Genomic DNA, 17,157 nt, shown 5'->3' on the forward strand with positions numbered 1-17,157 from the left:
GGCGCCCTACAGTTCCTTTGCGCGTTCCCTGAGCACGAATTTCTGGATCTTGCCGGTTGAGGTCTTGGGCAGTTCGCCGAAGACGATGGTGCGCGGGGTCTTGAAGGTGGCCATGTGCTGTCGGCACCAGGCAGTGATCTCCTCGGCATCGATCTCGCCGGCGCCGGGCGCAGCGGTGACGAAGGCGCAGGGCGTCTCGCCCCACTTTTCGTCAGGCTTGGCGACCACGGCGGCTTCCATGATCTTCGGATGCTTGTAGAGCACCTCCTCGATCTCCAGCGAGGAGATGTTCTCGCCGCCGGAGATGATGATGTCCTTGGACCGGTCCTTCACCTCGGCATAGCCGTCCGGATGCAGAACCGCGAGGTCGCCTGTGCGGAACCAGCCGTCGCCGAGCGCTTCGGCGGTCGCCTTCGGGTTCTTGAGGTACCCTTTCATGATCGTGTTGCCACGCAGGCAAAGCTCGCCGATGGTCGTGCCATCGCGCGGCACCTCCTGTCCGGTCTCCGGATCGGCGACCTTCATGCCTTCCAGCGTCGGATACCAGACGCCCTGCCGCGCCATCCGCTCCGCCTTCGTCTCCAGATCGAGCTCGTCCCATTCCGGCGGCCAGGCGCAGATCGTCGAGGGGCCATAGGTCTCCGTCAGGCCGTAGAGATGCGTAACGGCGAATCCCATCTTTCCCATGGCGGAAATGACCGCGCTCGGCGGCGCCGCGCCGCCTGTCGCGATGTTCACCGTCTGCGGAAACGCGGTCTTCTGATCCGCCGGGGCGTGAATCAGCATGGTGAGGACGATCGGCGCGCCGCACATATGGGTGACGCCGTGGCGGGCGATCAGATCAAAGATCTGCGTGGGATCGACCTTGCGCAGGCAGACATGGGTCCCGCCGACGGCGGTCACGCCCCAGGTATAGGTCCAGCCGTTGCAATGGAACATCGGCAGGGTCCAGAGATAACGGCAGGAAGAGGTCAGTCCGAAGGCGATGGCGTTGCCCATTGCGTTCACGTATGCGCCGCGATGGTGATAGACGACGCCTTTCGGATTGCCCGTGGTGCCGGACGTGTAGTTGAGCGACATCGACTGCCACTCATCGGTCGGCCGCGGCCAGTCAGGCGACGGCTCGCCCTCGGCCAGAAAATCCTCGTATTCCTTTTCGCCGAGAGGCTTGCCGCCCTCGGCCAGCGGGTCGTCGATCCAGATCACCGGCGGCTTATTGGAGGTTTGGCCAAGCGCTTCTTCCATCAGGGGCGCGAGTTCGCGGTCGACAAGGACCAGTTTCGACTCGGCGTGATCGATGATGAAGGCGATGGTCGCCGCATCGAGTCGTGTATTGATCGCGTTCAGCACTGCTCCCGCCATGGGAATTCCGTAATGCGCTTCCAGCATCGCCGGTGTATTCGGGGCGAGGATGGACACGGCGTCTCCAGGACCGATATTCCGTTTCCGGAGGGCGTCCGCTAAACGACGGCTGCGGCTCAGAAAATCGCCGTATGTACGGGTCAACTCACCGTGAATAATGGCGACCTTGTCCGGAAAGGTTGAACCGGCCCGCTCCAAGAAATCGGATGGAGTGAGCGGCGCGTAGTTGGCCGCATTTCTCTCCAGGCCCGTTTCAAATATCGACATCTCCGTCCCCAGATGTTTCCCTGTGCTGATTGCGGGACATCGTTTCTTCGTTTTAAGAAAGCGTCAAGCGCGCCAGACGGTTGTTGCGCACGTACCGCAAGCCGACACAATAACGGCCCAGGGAGCCGGACCTGAATGACCCAGATCGACATTTTCTCAGACGTAATCTGCCCCTGGTGTTTCATCGGCAAGCGTCGCCTCGAGCGGGCGCTGAAGTTGCGGCCGGTGCCCGACCTGACGATCCAGTGGCGTGCTTTCCAGCTCAATCCGGACATGCCGGTCGAGGGAATGTCGCGGCAGGCCTATCTGGAGAACAAGTTCGGCGGTCCTGAGCGCGCGAGCCAGATTTACGACAATATTCGCCGCATGGGCGATGGCGAGGGCATCGACTTCCGCTTCGACCTGATCCAGCGCACCCCGAACACCGTGCTCGCGCACCGCACGATCAATCTTGCAACAGCAAAGGGCACCTCGGACGCCCTGGTGGAAAATCTGTTCAACGCCTATTTCATCGAAGGCGTGGATATCGGGGATCTCGACAACCTCGTCACGCTTGCCGAGGCCTCCGGCATGGACGCGGAAGAGACCCGCACCTGGCTCGAAGGCAAGGGCGGCGCGACCGAGGTGATGGCGGAGACCCGCTTCGCCTACGAGAACGGCATCAACGGCGTGCCCTGCTTCATCTTCAACCGGCAATACGCGGTCTCGGGCGCCCAGGAGCCGGAAGCCTTCTTCCCGCTCTTCGATCTAGATGCCTCGCAGAAATCGCCGGTCGCCAATCAGGCCTGACCGCCCAGATGGTCGCCCTCGAACTCAGGCCGAACTGCGAACTCTGCGACCGCGATCTGCCGGCGGAGTCCCGCGACGCCCGTATCTGTTCCTATGAATGCACCTACTGCGCGGAGTGCGTCGAGACAGTGCTGCTCGGCGTCTGCCCGACCTGCGGCGGCAATTTCGTGCCGCGGCCCATCCGGCCGCTCCGATCGTGGCGACCGGAGAAGAAACTCGGACGCGATCATCGGCCGCCGTCGGAGGTCAGGGTCCATTCGCCCTATAGCCGCGAGGATATCGACGCGCACGTCGCGAGGATCAAGGACATCGCCCCGGAAGACCGCTAGGTCGCAATCGCCACCAACTCCTGCATCAGGCTCGTCAGACCACGCACGCGGACATCCTGCTTCTCCCAGGCGCGCCGGTAGACCAGCTTGTGGTCCGGGCGGAGCTGCACGCTGCCGGCCTGTTTGGCAATGAAACCGACGAGGCCGCGTGGATTGACGAAATCGTTGTTCCGGAAACTGATGACCGCGCCCTTAGGCCCGGCATCGACCCGCTCCACACCGGCAAGCTTACAGAGTTGCTTGATGGCGATGACCTTCAGCAGGTTTTCGACCTCAGCCGGCAACGTGCCGAACCGATCAGCCAGCTCGGCCGCGAAACTGTCGATCTCGGCCTCATCGACCAGATTGGCGATGCGGCGATAGAGGCTGAGGCGCACGGTCAGATCCTGAACGTAGTTTTCCGGAATCAATACCGGCGTGCCGAGAGAGATCTGCGGCGTCCACTGCTCTTCCGGCTCATGATCCTCGGCGAATCCGCCGTCCCGCGCTGCCTGGACGGCTTCCTGCAGCAGGGTCTGGTAGAGCTCGATGCCGACCTCCCTCACCTGGCCCGACTGCTCCTCGCCCAAGAGGTTGCCGGCGCCGCGGATATCCATGTCGTGGCTGGCGAGGCTGAAGCCCGCGCCGAGACTGTCCAGCGTCTGCATCACTTCGAGCCGGCGTTTTGCGTCCGCCGTCAGGATCTTGGTCGGATGGGTTGTCAGGTACGCATAGGCCCGGGTCTTCGAGCGTCCGACGCGGCCGCGCAGCTGGTAGAGCTGCGCTAGGCCAAACATGTCCGCCCTGTGGATGACGATCGTGTTCGCGTTCGGAATGTCGAGGCCGGACTCGACGATATTGGTGCTGAGCAGGATGTCGTAATGCCCGTCGCAGAACTGGGTCATGACCTTCTCCAGCTCTGCCGGGCTCATCCGCCCGTGCGCCGTCGCAACACGGACTTCCGGTACCAGCTGGGTCAGGCGGTCATGCACGCGCGGCAGATCCTCCAGGCGCGGACAGACATAGAAGGTCTGACCGCCGCGATAATGCTCGCGCATGATCGCCTCGCGGATAACGAGGCCGTCATAAGGCATGACGAATGTACGGACGGCCAGCCGGTCGACCGGCGGCGTGGTGATCAGGCTCATCTGCCGAACGCCGCTCAGCGCCATCTGCAGCGTGCGCGGAATCGGCGTGGCGGTCAGGGTCAGCACGTGGATCGAGGATCGCAGTTCCTTCAGGCGCTCCTTTTGGGCGACGCCGAAATGCTGTTCTTCGTCGACGATCACCATTCCGAGGTTCGAGAAGCGGATGTTCTTCGCCAGCACGGCGTGGGTCCCGATGACGATGCCGCAATCGCCGCTCGCCAGTTCCTCCTTCACCGCCGTCTGCTCCTTCGCGGGAACCATGCGGGAAAGCTGACGGACCTTCACCGGCAGGCCCTTGAAGCGCTCGACGAACTGGTTGTAGTGCTGGCGCGCAAGCAGCGTGGTGGGCACCACGACGGCGACCTGGAAGCCCTGCATGGCAACGACGAGCGCGGCGCGCAGCGCGACTTCGGTCTTCCCGAACCCGACATCGCCGCAAACCAGGCGGTCCATCGGACGGCCACGATTGAGATCGTCCAGCGTGTCCTCGATTGCCTTCAGCTGGTCGTCCGTTTCCGTATAGGGGAAACGGGCACAGAACTCGTCGAACACGCCCGGCGGCGGAGCGACAGGCTCTGCCTCGCGGATTTCGCGCTCTGCGGCCAGCCGAATTAGCTGCTCCGCCATGTCACGCAGGCGCTTCTTGACTCGCGCCTTGCGCGCCTGCCAGGCGGCCCCGCCGAGCTTGTCGAGCTGAGCCCCGCTTTCCGCCGAACCGTAGCGCGACAGGACCTCGATATTCTCGACCGGGACGAACAGTTTATCGCCGCCGAGATAGATCAGCCGCAGGCAGTCATGCGGCGCGGCGCCGATCTCAAGTGTCTCGAGGCCGTCATATTGCCCGATCCCGTGCTCCACATGGACGACATAGTCGCCTTCGTGCAGAGCGGAGACTTCCTGCAGGAATTCCTCGCCGCGCCGTTTGCGCCGCACCGTCGGACGCGCAAGGCGTTCGCCGAGAATGTCCTGTTCGGCAACGCAGAGCAGATCGTCGCTGGCGAAGCCCTGCTCCAGCGGCAGAATGACGCCGGCGGCTGTCCCCTCAGGGAGAGCGTCCGCCTCTTTCCACGAGGTAACCGGTTCAAGTCGTTCGAGGCCATGTTCGTGCAGCAGTGTGACCAGCCGGTCGCGCGAGCCGGAGGTATATCCGGCGATCAGCACGCGGCGGGTGTTCGCCTCTTTCAGGACCGTGTCCCGAACCACGCCATAAAGATCGGTATCGGGCATGGCGCGGGCCTCGGCAAAGCCGGTGCCGCCGTGGCCGCCGCAATCGACGACCGTCTGCCCGGCTCCGCCCTCCGGCAGTGCAAATGGCGTGAAGCGCCCGACCGGATGACTGGCGAGCAGGCTCTCCAGGTCCCTTGGCGTCAGATAGAGGCTGTCCGGCGGCAAGGGCCGGTAGATCACGCCGCCGTCCGGCGTGCCCCGGTCGTGGAAGCTCTTGCGGGCTTCGTAATACTCCTCGATCAGCTCGAATCGCCCGGCGATGGCCGCGTCGTCCTGATGATCGAAAGTGAGCGGCGCGGCGCCGGTATAATCCAGCAGGGTCTCGAGATCGTCGTGGAAGAGCGGCAGCCAGTGCTCCATGCCGACATGGCGGCGCCCTTCGCTGACCGCGTCATAGAGAGGATCCTTCGAAATCTCCCCGCCGAAGTGGGTTCGGTAACCGGCCCGGAAGCGCCGGATGCTCTCCTCGTCGAGGCGAAATTCTCCGACCGGGAAGATCTCGAAGGCATCGAGCTTGCCCGAGGTGCGCTGGCTGACCGGATCGAAGGAGCGGATGGTCTCAAGCTCGTCACCGAAGAAATCCAGCCGCAGCGGCTCTTCCGCACCGGGCGGATAGACATCGACGATACCGCCGCGCATCGCATATTCGCCCGCCTCGCGCACAGTGGCGGCACGGTGGTAGCCGTTGGCCTCGAAGAAAGCGGCCAGTTCCTCGACGGGCCTGCTGGCGCCGGGCGTCAGGGACAGTCCCACATCGGTGAAAAAGCGTCTCGGCGGAACGCGTTGCAGCAAGGCGTTCACGGTCGTCAGCAGAACAGTCCCGCCCCGCAATCCGGATGAAGCAATGCGGGCAAGTGCCTCAACGCGCTGGCTGATCAGGTCTCCATGCGGGGAGACGCGGTCATAGGGCAGGCAGTCCCATGCGGGAAGCGTGATAACCGGTCGTTCCGGCGCGAAAAAGCCGAGCGACTGGCGCAGTACGGCAAGACGCGAATCGTCGCGCGCGATATGTACGACGCCGCCATGGCTCGCGGCGATCTGCAGCAGAATTCTGGAATCATGGCCTTCCGGCGCCGCGGAGAAAGCGACCTTGGCGGAACCATCGAGGAGAGTTTTGTCGTATTTCAATAGACTAGTCGACGAGTTTGAAGTTGCGGATCATGTCCAGGATCGGGGTTTCGTATTCCTCCGGCGCTTCTTCCTGGCCGGTGATCCACTTGTAGAGCCGTGGATCGGGAATTTCGAGCAGCGCTTCGTAGGTGTCGAGGCCTTCTTCATCAAGCTCAGCAATATGCGCGCGTGCGAAAGCCCCGAGCAGCAGGTCGGTTTCTTTGGTGCCCGTATAGGCGCTTCGGTAAATCAGTTTCTTGCGGCGATCGTCGAGCCCGCTCATCGGTCTCACTCCCGGTTTGTCTGAAGCATCGGCTAGGATATAAATCAAAGCCTTGGCGTGTCAGCCCTCGGCCCGCGTCCTGGAGCCGCGCACTTAATAGCATCGGCGGATAACTTGCGACCGGAAATTCTCTATTCCCTCTTTGCCGATACGACGCGCCTTCCCGGCGTCGGTCCGCGCATAGCCAAGCTGCTGGAGACTCTCGCCGGCCGTTCCGTGATCGACCTGCTCTGGCACCTGCCGAGCGGGATCATCGACCGGCGATTCAATCCGAAGATCGCGGATGCGCCGGACGATACGATTGCGACACTCGTCGTCACCGTCGGCGAACACCGGCCGGGACGCAGCCGCAAGCAGCCGTATCGGGTCAGCGCCTGGGACGAGACCGGTGAGATGGAGATCGTCTTCTTCAACGCCAAGGCGGACTATATCGGCCAGATGCTGCCGACCGGCACGCGCTGCGCGATCAGCGGCAAGGTCGAACATTTCAACGGCCGCCTGCAGATGACCCATCCGGACCACATGGTCCCGGAAGCGAAGATCAAGGAGATCATGCAGGTCGAGCCGACCTATCCGCTGACCCACGGGCTGACGCAGAAGACCCTGCGCAAGGCGATCGGCGCCGCCCTGCCCGAGGTGCCGGAACTGCCCGAATGGGGCAACAAACCGTTCCTCGCCATGCGGCATTTCCCGGATTGGCGCACCGCTTTGCTGGCCGCGCACGCGCCCGGATCGATGGAGGATATCGATCCGTCGGCCCTGCCGCGGCAGAGGCTGGCCTATGACGAGCTTCTGGCGAATCAGCTCGCGCTCGCCCTCGTTCGCGCGCACCAGAAGCGCCGGAAAGGACGCGTTTTCAAGGGGGACGGCAGGCTGCGGAAGAAGGCCGAAGACGCCCTTCCCTTCAAGCTCACCAACGCCCAGGCCGTGGCGCTCGCCGATATTTACGGCGACATGGCGGCGCCGGAGCGGATGCTGCGGATGATCCAGGGCGATGTCGGTAGCGGCAAGACGGTCGTCGCCCTGCTCGCCATGCTGAACGCGGTCGAATGCGGCGCGCAGGCGGCCATGATGGCGCCGACCGAAATCCTGGCGCGCCAGCATCTCGCCTCCATGCAGCCGCTGGCAGACGCCGCCGGTGTACGCATGGCGGTGCTGACCGGACGCGACAAGGGCAAGAGCCGCGCGGAGATTCAGGAGCGCATCGCCGCCGGCGAGGTCGATATCGTCGTCGGAACGCATGCGCTCTTCCAGGAGAGCGTTGCCTTCAAGGACCTCGCACTCGCGGTGATCGACGAGCAGCACCGCTTCGGCGTGCATCAGCGGATGAGCCTTGGCGAAAAAGGCGCTGCCGTCGATACCCTGGTGATGACCGCGACGCCGATCCCGCGCACTCTCACCATGACCGCATACGGCGACCTCGACGTCTCGCGCCTGACCGAGAAGCCGCCAGGACGCCAGCCGATCGACACCCGCACGATCCCGCTCGGCCGTCTCTCGGAAGTAGCCGAGGCGATCGGTCGTTCGGCAGCATCGGGAAACAAGGCCTATTGGGTCTGTCCGCTGGTCGAGGAATCCGAGAAGATCGACGTCGCCGCTGCCGAAGAGCGCTTCCAGCATCTGCGCCGGCTCTATCCGGACCGGGTCGGCCTCGTGCATGGCAGGATGAAGGCGGCGGAGAAGGACGCAGTCATGGACCGCTTCAAGAACGGTCCGCTCGATATCCTCGTCGCCACCACGGTGATCGAGGTCGGGGTCGACGTACCCGACGCGACGGTCATCGTGATCGAGCATGCCGAACGCTTCGGTCTCGCCCAGCTGCACCAGCTTCGCGGCCGCGTCGGGCGCGGAAGCAAGGCCTCGACCTGCTTGCTGCTCTACAACACGCCGCTCTCGGAAACAGGCCACGCCCGGCTCGCAGTGATGCGGGAGACCGAGGATGGTTTCAGGATCGCCGAGGAGGATCTGAAGTTGCGCGGCGCGGGGGAAATCCTCGGCACCAAGCAGAGCGGCCTGCCGACGTTCCGGCTTGCCGATCTCGCGGTGCATGACGATCTTCTGGCAGCGGCCCGGGACGATGCGCGCCTCGTGCTGAACAACGACCCGGAGCTGAAGGGCGAGCGCGGCGCGGCCTTGCGCACCCTGCTCTATCTCTTCGAGCGCGACGCCGCGATCCGCTATCTGCGGGGCGGCTAGCCTTTCGGCTGACAGACCGCGTCGACCTCGAGCTCGACCAGCCAGTCCGGATCGACAAAGCCGGTAACCTCGACCACGGTGGTCACAGGGCGGATGTCTGCGAATACCTCTCCATGGGCGCGCGCCGCCTCTTTCCAGGTCTTGGCATCGGTCAACATGATGCGGGTGCGGACGACATCCTCCATCGCCCCGCCGGCATCCTCGAGCGCCTTCCGGATGATTTCGAGGCAGCGGACGGTCTGACGGTAGACGTCACCTATGCCGTCGGTCTTGCCGTCGCGCCCGATCGGAGCCGTTCCGGCGACGGCGATGAAATCTCCGGAGCGGACGGCACGGCTGAACCCGATCTGCGGCTCAAGATAGGAGCCGGATGAGACGAGAGTACGCGGCATGTCGAATCCTGTTGGTCATGTGAGTTATTCCGGCGCGTCGGCGCCGGGCTTTATTCGTCGGGCGAGGCGATCGCTTCAACATGAATCACCGGCTTCTTCCGTTCGGACTCCGGACGCCGGTCGGGGGGCGTTACGATGCCCGCCGAGATCACCATCTTGATGCCTTCCTCGACCGTCATATTGAGGCGGTAGAGATCGCGGTCCGGAATGAACAGCAGGAACCCGGAGGTCGGGTTCGGCGTGGTCGGCAGGAAAACGTTGATCATCGTGTCGTCGGTCACGTTCTGGACCTCGCCGACGGTGCCGCCGGTGATGAAGCCGACCGCCCAGATCCCGCGCCGCGGATACTCCACCAGCACGACCTCGCGAAACGCGTTGGACTGCTGCGCCATCACGGTTTCCATGATCTGCTTGATGGCGCTGTAGACGTTGCGCACCACCGGCATCCGGGCGAGCAGGTGCTCGCTCAGCCGGATCATCCAACGCCCGAGAATACCCGCCGTCAGCCAGCCGATCAGGGTCAGCGTGGTCAGCATCACGATCAGACCGATGCCGGGCACGGAGAACGGCAGGAAGTTCTCAGGATGATATTTTGCCGGCAGCAGCGGCATGATCTTGCCGTCGATGAAGTCGATAAAGACCCAAGTCAGATAGAGCGTGATGCCGAGCGGGGCTGTGACAAGGATGCCGGCAAAAAGATAGGCCCGCAGCCGCCCGAAGAATGTCGGCCGGACGATGCCGGAATTGTCCTTGGTCATGTATGGTGCTCCCTGTCCCGAGCCTGACCATATAGGGATGCCGGGCGCGGAAGCAATCGGTTCCCCGTCAGGTCGGGAGGAAGCCTCCGAGTTCGTCCAGAAGCCGCTCCGGCGCCTCTTCCGGAATGTAGTGCCCGGACGGCACGGAGCCGCCGGTCACCGGCGCGGTCGTATATCCCCGCCAGACCTCGAGCGGCCGGTAGAGCTTGCCGATGATCCCTTCGGCGCCCCAGAGTGCCAGAACGGGGATGTCGAGACGTTCGCCGCGATCGGCACGGTCATGTTCCAGATCGATTGTGGCGCCGGCACGATAATCCTCGCAGCTGGCGTGGATCGTGGCCGGATCGCGGAAACAGCGGAGATATTCCGCCATCGCCACTTCAGTGATGGCGGAGCCGTCGGCGAGGAATTTCATCTTCTTCGAGAGATAGAAATCCGGATCGGCCCCGATCATCCGTTCGGGATAGTCCGCCGGCTGGATCAGGAAGAACCAGTGATAATAGGCCGAGGCGAAAGCCATGTCGGTGGTCTCGTACATGTCGAGCGTCGGGCAGATATCGAGCACGGCGAGCCGCTCGACCCGGTCCCGGTTGTCCCGCGCCAGCCTGTGGGCGACCCGTCCGCCCCGGTCATGCCCCACGACGGAAAACCGCTCGAAGCCCAGCGCAGACATCACTTCGGCCTGGTCCCGTGCCATCTCGCGCTTGGAATAAGGCATGTGCGCCGGATCGGTCGGCGGCTTGCCGCTGTCGCCGTAGCCGCGGAGATCGGTCGCCACAACGGTGAAGCGTTCAGCGAGCTTCGGCGCAACCTTGTGCCAGATCGCGTGGGTCTGCGGATAGCCGTGCAGGAGCAGCAAGCCGGGCCCGCTTCCGCCGGTGACGAGGTTGATCTCCGTCCCGGAGGTCCTGATTCTTTTCCGCTCGAAACCCTCGAACATTCTGCTGCGCTCCCATCCGCCGCCGTGGCACTCTCGCTGGGCCACATTCGGAGATCACCATGCAGCGTCCTGCCTCTCTCAGCAACTCGTCCCCGTCCTTCGGCGCGTCCGTCCGCGGGGCCTTCTCTCTTCAGCGGGACTACACCCATCTCAATCATGGATCCTACGGCGCGACTCCCGTCTCGGTGATGGCCGCGCAGCGGATATGGCAGGACAAGCTGGAGCTGGAGCCGAGCCGCTTCATGCGGCGGGACTACAAACCGGGCATGCGTGCCGCCATCGCGGCACTGGCGCCGCGTCTCGGTGTCGGAACGGAGGGGCTGGCCCTGGTCGAGAACGCCACGCAGGCTGTCAATGCCGTGCTCCGCGAACTGGATCTGCCGGCAGGGTCTGACGTCCTCGTCACCGACCAGACTTATGGCGCGGTTAAGAACGCCGCACGCCACATGAGCGCGCGCAACGGCTGGAACTTGCGCAGCGTGACCCTGCCCTTCCCGGCTGCGTCGGCAGAGGAAATCATTGCTGCCTACAGTGCCGCCCTGGATCCGGCGCCCGCTCTTGTGATCCTCGACCACATCACCTCACCGACGGCTCTCGTGCTGCCGCTGAGCGAAATGGCGGAGGCCGCCCGGGCAAGGGGCGCACTGGTGCTCGTCGACGGCGCCCACGCGCCGGGCATGCTGGATCTCGATCTCGGCACCATTCCCTGCGACTGGTACACCGGGAACCTGCATAAATGGATGTTCACACCGAAAGGCTGCGGCTTTCTCTGGACCACGGAGGCGCAACGCGCCACGACGCATCCGCTGGCGATTTCCCATTGGTACCAGGAAGGCTACGGCGCCGAGTTCGAATATGTCGGAACGCGCGACGCCTCCAGCCAGCTCTGCCTGCCGAGTGCGCTGGACTTCATCGACGCACACGGCCAGGCCGCGATCCGCGCCTACAACAATGCGCTGGTCAACGAAGCGGCCGACATGTTGGCCGCGCGCTGGGGCACGGAACGTGGCGCGGGGCCTGCGCTGACCGGGCACATGGCGATGGTGCGCCTGCCAGATGGTTTCGGAAGCGCGCGAGAGGACGCCGAGGCGCTGCGCGATCGGCTGGTGGATGATTTCAGGATCCAGATTCCCATCAATCCGCTGACAGGCACGCTCTGGTGCCGGCTCTCGGCGCAGATCTACAATGAGATGGCGGATTACGAGCGGTTGGCGGAAGCCGTGGAAAGATTGGCCGGCTGAAGATTTCAGTTCAGCTTGTTGCGGAACTTCTTCTCTAGGAAGGCGAGCACCTCGCTCTTGCGGGCGCCATCGTTGGCGCGTGCGAGCTTAAACAGCCGGGAGGCTTCATTCTCCTGCATCGGAGCCGGTTTCTCGCCCATCTGGATCAAGGCTGCCTGATGCGCGCGTTCGAGGACCTTCGGGTCGATCTTCTTGCGGATTTCCCGCATCATCAGCAGCAGTTTCTTGCGTTCATCCACGACGGATCTCCTTGCCGGTGGAAGCATCCCGATCAAGGGCCACCTCTCTCAACCATGCTAGCAAGAAAGATACCAGAAACCGGAGGTCGGCGCCTCAGTGTTCGTACGGCTTGATCGTGAAGGCGGCGGCGAGCGCGTTCTGGGTCACCTTGGTAACCACAGCCTCGGCCGAGCCCTTCATCTTGTGCTGCCCCTTCGAGACATCGATCTCGAAGCGGAACCGTTGACTCTTGATCAGTAAGTCTTTGTCGTAGGGCTCAATGATGAAGCCCTTGAGATTGTAGTCCTTCACGTTGAAGGTGAAGCTGTCGATCTTCACGATACCGCAGGAATCCAGCTTGCCCTTGGCTTTGACACTCTTGATGCCCTGAGCCTTGGTCGGCCTCGCCGCCTTCTTCTTTGAATCCGCGGTGATTTTGAGGAAGTCAAGAAGCCCCACGCCCGATTCCCTTTCGCCGTTCGCGCCGCTTCAGCGTCATTGGTTTCAGAAGGATGCCGAATGCACACCGTTTTCCAGAGGCAGAGCGGGCCCGAGGCAACGTGTATTTCGGTCAGGGCCAAGGCCCAAATCAGACTATCGTCAAAATGGGCGTAATTTTCAAGTAACAAGGTATTGCACTTAAATAATCGCTCTAAAGGTAGGGATTAAACCTCTGCCGAAGCGAGAAAAGTAGACGCTGCAAGGGCAGGTGTGATCTCCCCGGCATGCACGAACTTTAACGCCATTCAGGGAATGTCAGAATAATAAACAAATATTGACGATAAAATTACAGAAAGTTTTATGCTATTTTCTTGGGATGACGTTTTCTAGGGAGACCGGCATGGATGCCCGTCCAGTTCTCGGCGAAACCTTAACGGCGACGGAAGCTTACGATGTGGAAATCATCCAATGGGAATTTGAAGAGGAACGGATGACACCGCGACAGCGCCAGCTCTATGGCTACTGGTCTTCCAGATCCGGCGCCGGGAAACGCCTGTCTGTCGGAGAGTTTGATCCACTGGAGATCCGCGCATCCATCGGATACCTCCATCTCGTCCAGTACGATGCCGATCGGAACGATTTTTTCTATCGCATCTACGGGGAAATGGCCGCCAGGTCGGCGAAAGCAGGCATGCACCGGAAATGGGTGGGGAACCACCCGGGTCGCGCAGGGGCCAAGTTCCTGGCCCATTACATGGAACTCATGGCCGAACGTGCCCCGTGGCTGGGTGAGGTCTATACGAAAGATTCTATAAAAGTCGCGCCTTACTGGCGGCGCATGGTTCTGCCACTTGAGATTGCGGGTCACCCGGACGGCTTTGCGTGCGCCACGCTGGCCGAGCCAAGAGACTCACCTGATCCGAGAGGATGACCGGGTACGGGAGAGAATGGTGAGCGCGACAGGGTTCGAACCTGTGACCGTCTGATTAAAAGTCAGATGCTCTACCAGCTGAGCTACGCGCCCCCGAAAGGAAGCCGGAACCTATGCAAACAGGGCCCGGCGGTCAACCTCTTCCGAGAAGTTTTTTTCCGCGCCTAGCGGAACTTGTCCTCGACCCGCTCGACCACGCGGTTCGGGACGAACTGGTCGATGTTACCGCCCATATGCGCGATCTCCTTCACCAGGCGAGAGGAGATGAACTGGTTGCGGTCCGACGCCATCAGGAAGACGGTCTCGACACTCGCGTTCAGGCGGGCGTTCATGCCCACCATCTGGAATTCGTATTCGAAGTCCGAGACGGCGCGCAGACCGCGAATGATCGTCGCGGCACCGTTTTCCTCGACGAAATGCATCAGCAGATTGCCGAAGGACATCACCACGATCTCGCCGTGGATGCCGTTTTCGGCATGCGCCTTGTTGATCAGGTCGATCTCGTCCTGCACCATCTCGACACGCTCGTCGAGACTGAATAGCGGACCTTTTCCGGCATTGCGCGCGACGGCGACAATCAGCTTGTCCACCAGCTTGCTGCCACGCCGGATGATGTCCAGGTGCCCGTTCGTGATCGGGTCGAACGTGCCCGGATAAACACCTACTCTCATGTTCCCTAGTCCCCTGCTAGCTCTCGGAGGCGTCTCCGCCACCGCTACCGTCGGCTTCCGATTCTTCCCCCTCTTCCGCATCGTTTCCGTTCTCATCGCCTGCAAGGCTGACGGACACGACTTTCTCGCCTTCATCGACGCGGAAGATCCAGACACCCTGGGTTCTGCGCCCAGTGATGCTGATTTCGTTGACGGCGCAGCGGATCACCTGCCCGCCGTCGGTGACGAGCATGATCTGATCGGTGTCGGCCACCGGGAAGGCGGCCACGACCCCGCCGCTGCGCTTGGTCAGTTCCATGTTGGCGATCCCCTGACCGCCGCGATTGGTAATCCGGTATTCGTGCGCGGAGGTACGCTTGCCGAGACCGCTCTCGGTCACCGTCAGGATGAATTCCTCCTCTGCGCTGAGCTGGATGAAGCGCTCCTGCGAGATATCGCCGGACGGAGCCTCGACCTCCTCCTCGCCCTCGCCCGTGGCCCGGCGCATCTGGCCGGCGAGCTTCAGGTAGAGATCGCGTTCGAGTACATCCGAGCCCGGCACGTCCTGGTAATCGACGTGATGCAGGATCGACATCGAGACGACCTCGTCGCCCTTTGCCAGCCTGATGCCGCGAACACCGAGCGAATCGCGGCCGCGGAACAGCCGCACGTCGGTCGCGCGGAAGCGAATCGCCTTGCCGTCCCGCGTGGTGAGGAAGACGTCGTCCGCCTCCATGCAGGGCTGCACATTGATCAGCCGATCGTTTTCATCAAGCCGCATGGCGATCTTGCCGTTGCGCTTAATATTGGTGAAATCGGAGAGCGCGTTGCGGCGCACCGTACCGGCGGAGGTGGCAAACATGACATGCATGTTCTCCCAATCATCCTCCTCGGCCGGCAGCGGCATGATAGTCTGGATCCATTCCCCCTGCTCCAGCGGCAGCAGGTTCACCAGCGCCTTGCCGCGCGACTGCGGCGTGCCGATCGGCAAACGGTAGGTCTTCATCTGATAGACCATGCCGCGCGAGGTGAAGAACAGGATCGGCGTATGGGTGTTGGCGACGAACAGCCGGCTCACGAAGTCCTCATCGCGCGTCGACATGCCTGAGCGGCCCTTACCGCCGCGCTTCTGCGCCCGGTAGGTCGAGAGCGGCACGCGCTTGATATAGCCGTTGTGACTGACCGTCACGACCATGTCCTCGCGCTGGATCAGGTCCTCCATATCGTGCTCGAACTCGGCATCGACGAGCTCGGTCCGGCGTGGCGTGGCATAGGCTTCCTTGGCCGCGACCAGTTCCGCGCGCAGCACTTCCATCATCCGCGGACGTGACTGCAGGATCTCGAGGTACTCGGCGATCTTTGCCGCGAGTTCCTTGGTCTCCTCGATCAGCTTCTCGCGCTCCATGCCGGTCAGGCGCTGCAGACGCAGTTCCAGAATGGCGCGGACCTGGGCATCGGAGAGACGGTATTTGCCGTCGACGACCTTGTGTCCCGGATCGTCGATGATGCTGATGAATTCCTCGACATCCTCGGCCGGCCAGTCCCGGCCCATCAGCTGTTCGCGGGCGTCGGCGGCATCGCGTGAGGCCCGGATTACCCGGATCACCTCGTCGATATTGTTCACCGCGACGAGCAGACCCGCCAAGACATGCGCCCGGTCGCGGGCCTTGCGCAGCAGGAACCTGGTGCGCCGGGTGATGACGACCTCGCGGAAGGCGATGAAGGCGACGATGATGTCGCGAAGGTTCATCTGTTCCGGCTTGCCGCCGTTCAGCGCCAGCATGTTGACGCCGAAACTGGTCTGCAGCGGGGTAAATTTGTAGAGCTGGTTCAAGACCACGTCCGGAACCGCGTCGCGCTTCAGCTCGACAACGACGCGCACGCCGTCGCGATCGCTCTCGTCGCGCAGCTCGGCGATGCCCTCGACGGTTTTTTCCCGCACAAGTTCGCCGATCCGCTCCATCAGGCGGGACTTATTCACCTGGTAGGGGATCTCGCTGACCACGATCGCGTTGCGGTCCTTGCGGATTTCCTGGATGTCCGCCTTGGCCCGCATCATGACCGAGCCGCGGCCGGTATGATAGGCGGAGTGGATCCCGTTCTTGCCGAGAATCATGGCGCCGGTCGGAAAATCCGGGCCCGGGACGATCTCGATCAGCTCGTCGATGGTGATGCCCGGATTGTCGACATAGGCGCAGCAGGCGTCGATCACCTCGCCGAGATTGTGCGGCGGGATGTTGGTCGCCATGCCGACAGCGATGCCGCCGGCGCCGTTGACCAGCAGGTTCGGGTATTCCGCCGGAAGAACGCTGGGTTCCTGTGTGGTTTCATCGTAGTTCGCGACGTAGTCAACCGTGTCCTTGTCGATGTCCCGGAGCAGGCCTTCCGCCGCCTTGGCGAGACGCGCCTCGGTATATCGCATGGCCGCCGGCGGATCGCCGTCCATCGAGCCGAAGTTACCCTGCCCGTCGACCAGCGGTAGGCGCATGGAGAATTCCTGCGCCATGCGGACCATGGCGTCGTAGATCGCGCTGTCGCCGTGCGGGTGATACTGCCCCATGACGGCACCGACGATGTTCGCCGACTTGCGGTAGGGCTTGGACCAGTCGTAGCCGCCTTCCTTCATCGCGTAGAGGATACGGCGGTGCACCGGCTTCAGGCCGTCGCGGACATCGGGCAGCGCTCGGGACACGATCACGCTCATTGCGTAATCGAGATAGGAGCGCTTCATTTCGTCTTCGATGGAGACAGGCGAAATGTCGAAAGAGGAGGATTCGGACGAGCTCAATTCACGCTTTTTCCGGTTGGTTACGTCCCTGTGCAGGCGGTAGCGGCCATATGATCGTCGACCCTCCGCCGGGACCTCAGGAAGACCCTGTTTTTATAACAGAACCG

General features: G+C 62.8%; 15 protein-coding genes and 1 tRNA gene. 5 read left to right on the plus strand and 11 right to left on the minus strand.

Translation table 11 applies throughout. From position 1 onward, the window contains the following. Nucleotides 1–6: 6 nt before the first annotated feature. Nucleotides 7–1,629 carry an acyl-CoA synthetase gene (locus IG122_RS03980; RefSeq protein ID WP_193180693.1) on the minus strand — a complete coding sequence of 541 codons (1,623 nt, stop codon included), beginning with the start codon at nucleotides 1,627–1,629 and terminating at the stop codon, nucleotides 7–9. 135 nt (nucleotides 1,630–1,764) lie between these two features. Here IG122_RS03980 and IG122_RS03985 point away from each other — a divergent pair, with 135 nt between their 5' ends. After that, nucleotides 1,765–2,418 carry a DsbA family oxidoreductase gene (locus tag IG122_RS03985; RefSeq protein ID WP_193180696.1) on the plus strand — a complete coding sequence of 218 codons (654 nt, stop codon included), beginning with the start codon at nucleotides 1,765–1,767 and terminating at the stop codon, nucleotides 2,416–2,418. 8 nt (nucleotides 2,419–2,426) lie between these two features. Continuing rightward, complete coding sequence (locus IG122_RS03990) at nucleotides 2,427–2,747, plus strand: DUF1272 domain-containing protein (RefSeq protein ID WP_193180698.1); 321 nt, start codon at nucleotides 2,427–2,429, stop codon at nucleotides 2,745–2,747. Here the strand turns inward: IG122_RS03990 and mfd are convergent. Beyond that, nucleotides 2,744–6,229: a transcription-repair coupling factor gene (mfd, locus tag IG122_RS03995; protein ID WP_193180699.1), complete on the minus strand. Its 3,486-nt coding sequence runs from the start codon at nucleotides 6,227–6,229 to the stop codon at nucleotides 2,744–2,746. The genes IG122_RS03990 and mfd overlap by 4 nt on opposite strands. A gap of 4 nt (nucleotides 6,230–6,233) precedes the next feature. Next, nucleotides 6,234–6,494: an FAD assembly factor SdhE gene (locus IG122_RS04000; RefSeq protein WP_193180701.1), complete on the minus strand. Its 261-nt coding sequence runs from the start codon at nucleotides 6,492–6,494 to the stop codon at nucleotides 6,234–6,236. Between the two features lie 114 nt (nucleotides 6,495–6,608). Between IG122_RS04000 and recG the strand changes: the two genes are divergently transcribed. Beyond that, complete coding sequence (gene recG, locus IG122_RS04005; protein ID WP_193180703.1) at nucleotides 6,609–8,690, plus strand: ATP-dependent DNA helicase RecG; 2,082 nt, start codon at nucleotides 6,609–6,611, stop codon at nucleotides 8,688–8,690. Here recG and IG122_RS04010 read toward each other — a convergent pair. The 3 genes from IG122_RS04010 to IG122_RS04020 all read right to left on the minus strand — a co-directional run bounded on the left by IG122_RS04010 (nucleotide 8,687) and on the right by IG122_RS04020 (nucleotide 10,780). Beyond that, nucleotides 8,687–9,082, minus strand: a complete 396-nt coding sequence (locus IG122_RS04010) for a RidA family protein (protein ID WP_193180705.1) — start codon at nucleotides 9,080–9,082, stop codon at nucleotides 8,687–8,689. The genes recG and IG122_RS04010 overlap by 4 nt on opposite strands. Nucleotides 9,083–9,132: 50 nt before the next feature. Continuing rightward, nucleotides 9,133–9,840 (minus strand): DUF502 domain-containing protein, encoded by a 708-nt coding sequence (locus tag IG122_RS04015; RefSeq protein ID WP_193180706.1) that lies wholly within the window; start codon nucleotides 9,838–9,840, stop codon nucleotides 9,133–9,135. Nucleotides 9,841–9,907: 67 nt separating this feature from the next. Continuing rightward, nucleotides 9,908–10,780, minus strand: coding sequence for an alpha/beta fold hydrolase (locus IG122_RS04020; RefSeq protein WP_193180707.1), 873 nt, complete (start codon nucleotides 10,778–10,780; stop codon nucleotides 9,908–9,910). 59 nt (nucleotides 10,781–10,839) lie between these two features. Between IG122_RS04020 and IG122_RS04025 the strand changes: the two genes are divergently transcribed. Further along, a complete protein-coding gene (locus tag IG122_RS04025) occupies nucleotides 10,840–12,021 on the plus strand; it encodes an aminotransferase class V-fold PLP-dependent enzyme (protein ID WP_193180708.1) in 1,182 nt (393 codons plus the stop codon). Nucleotides 12,022–12,026: 5 nt separating this feature from the next. Here IG122_RS04025 and IG122_RS04030 read toward each other — a convergent pair whose 3' ends face one another. Beyond that, nucleotides 12,027–12,260, minus strand: a complete 234-nt coding sequence (locus IG122_RS04030; RefSeq protein WP_193180709.1) for a hypothetical protein — start codon at nucleotides 12,258–12,260, stop codon at nucleotides 12,027–12,029. A 94-nt stretch (nucleotides 12,261–12,354) separates the two neighbouring features. Beyond that, on the minus strand, nucleotides 12,355–12,699 hold the full coding sequence (locus IG122_RS04035; protein ID WP_193180710.1) for a hypothetical protein: 345 nt from the start codon (nucleotides 12,697–12,699) through the stop codon (nucleotides 12,355–12,357). Between the two features lie 382 nt (nucleotides 12,700–13,081). Between IG122_RS04035 and IG122_RS04040 the strand changes: the two genes are divergently transcribed. Further along, complete coding sequence (locus IG122_RS04040; RefSeq protein ID WP_193180711.1) at nucleotides 13,082–13,612, plus strand: PAS domain-containing protein; 531 nt, start codon at nucleotides 13,082–13,084, stop codon at nucleotides 13,610–13,612. A gap of 17 nt (nucleotides 13,613–13,629) precedes the next feature. On the opposite strand, the gene IG122_RS04045 is transcribed toward IG122_RS04040, so the two are convergent. The 3 genes from IG122_RS04045 to gyrA all read right to left on the minus strand — a co-directional run bounded on the left by IG122_RS04045 (nucleotide 13,630) and on the right by gyrA (nucleotide 17,050). Continuing rightward, nucleotides 13,630–13,705: transfer RNA gene (locus IG122_RS04045), tRNA-Lys, on the minus strand. A 71-nt stretch (nucleotides 13,706–13,776) separates the two neighbouring features. Further along, nucleotides 13,777–14,283: a pantetheine-phosphate adenylyltransferase gene (gene coaD / locus IG122_RS04050; protein WP_193180713.1), complete on the minus strand. Its 507-nt coding sequence runs from the start codon at nucleotides 14,281–14,283 to the stop codon at nucleotides 13,777–13,779. A 16-nt stretch (nucleotides 14,284–14,299) separates the two neighbouring features. Beyond that, nucleotides 14,300–17,050, minus strand: coding sequence for a DNA gyrase subunit A (gene gyrA / locus IG122_RS04055; RefSeq protein WP_226893320.1), 2,751 nt, complete (start codon nucleotides 17,048–17,050; stop codon nucleotides 14,300–14,302). Nucleotides 17,051–17,157 lie beyond the last annotated feature (107 nt).

This window comes from Nisaea sediminum, from assembly GCF_014904705.1.
Classification (GTDB): Bacteria; Pseudomonadota; Alphaproteobacteria; order Thalassobaculales; family Thalassobaculaceae; genus Nisaea; species Nisaea sediminum.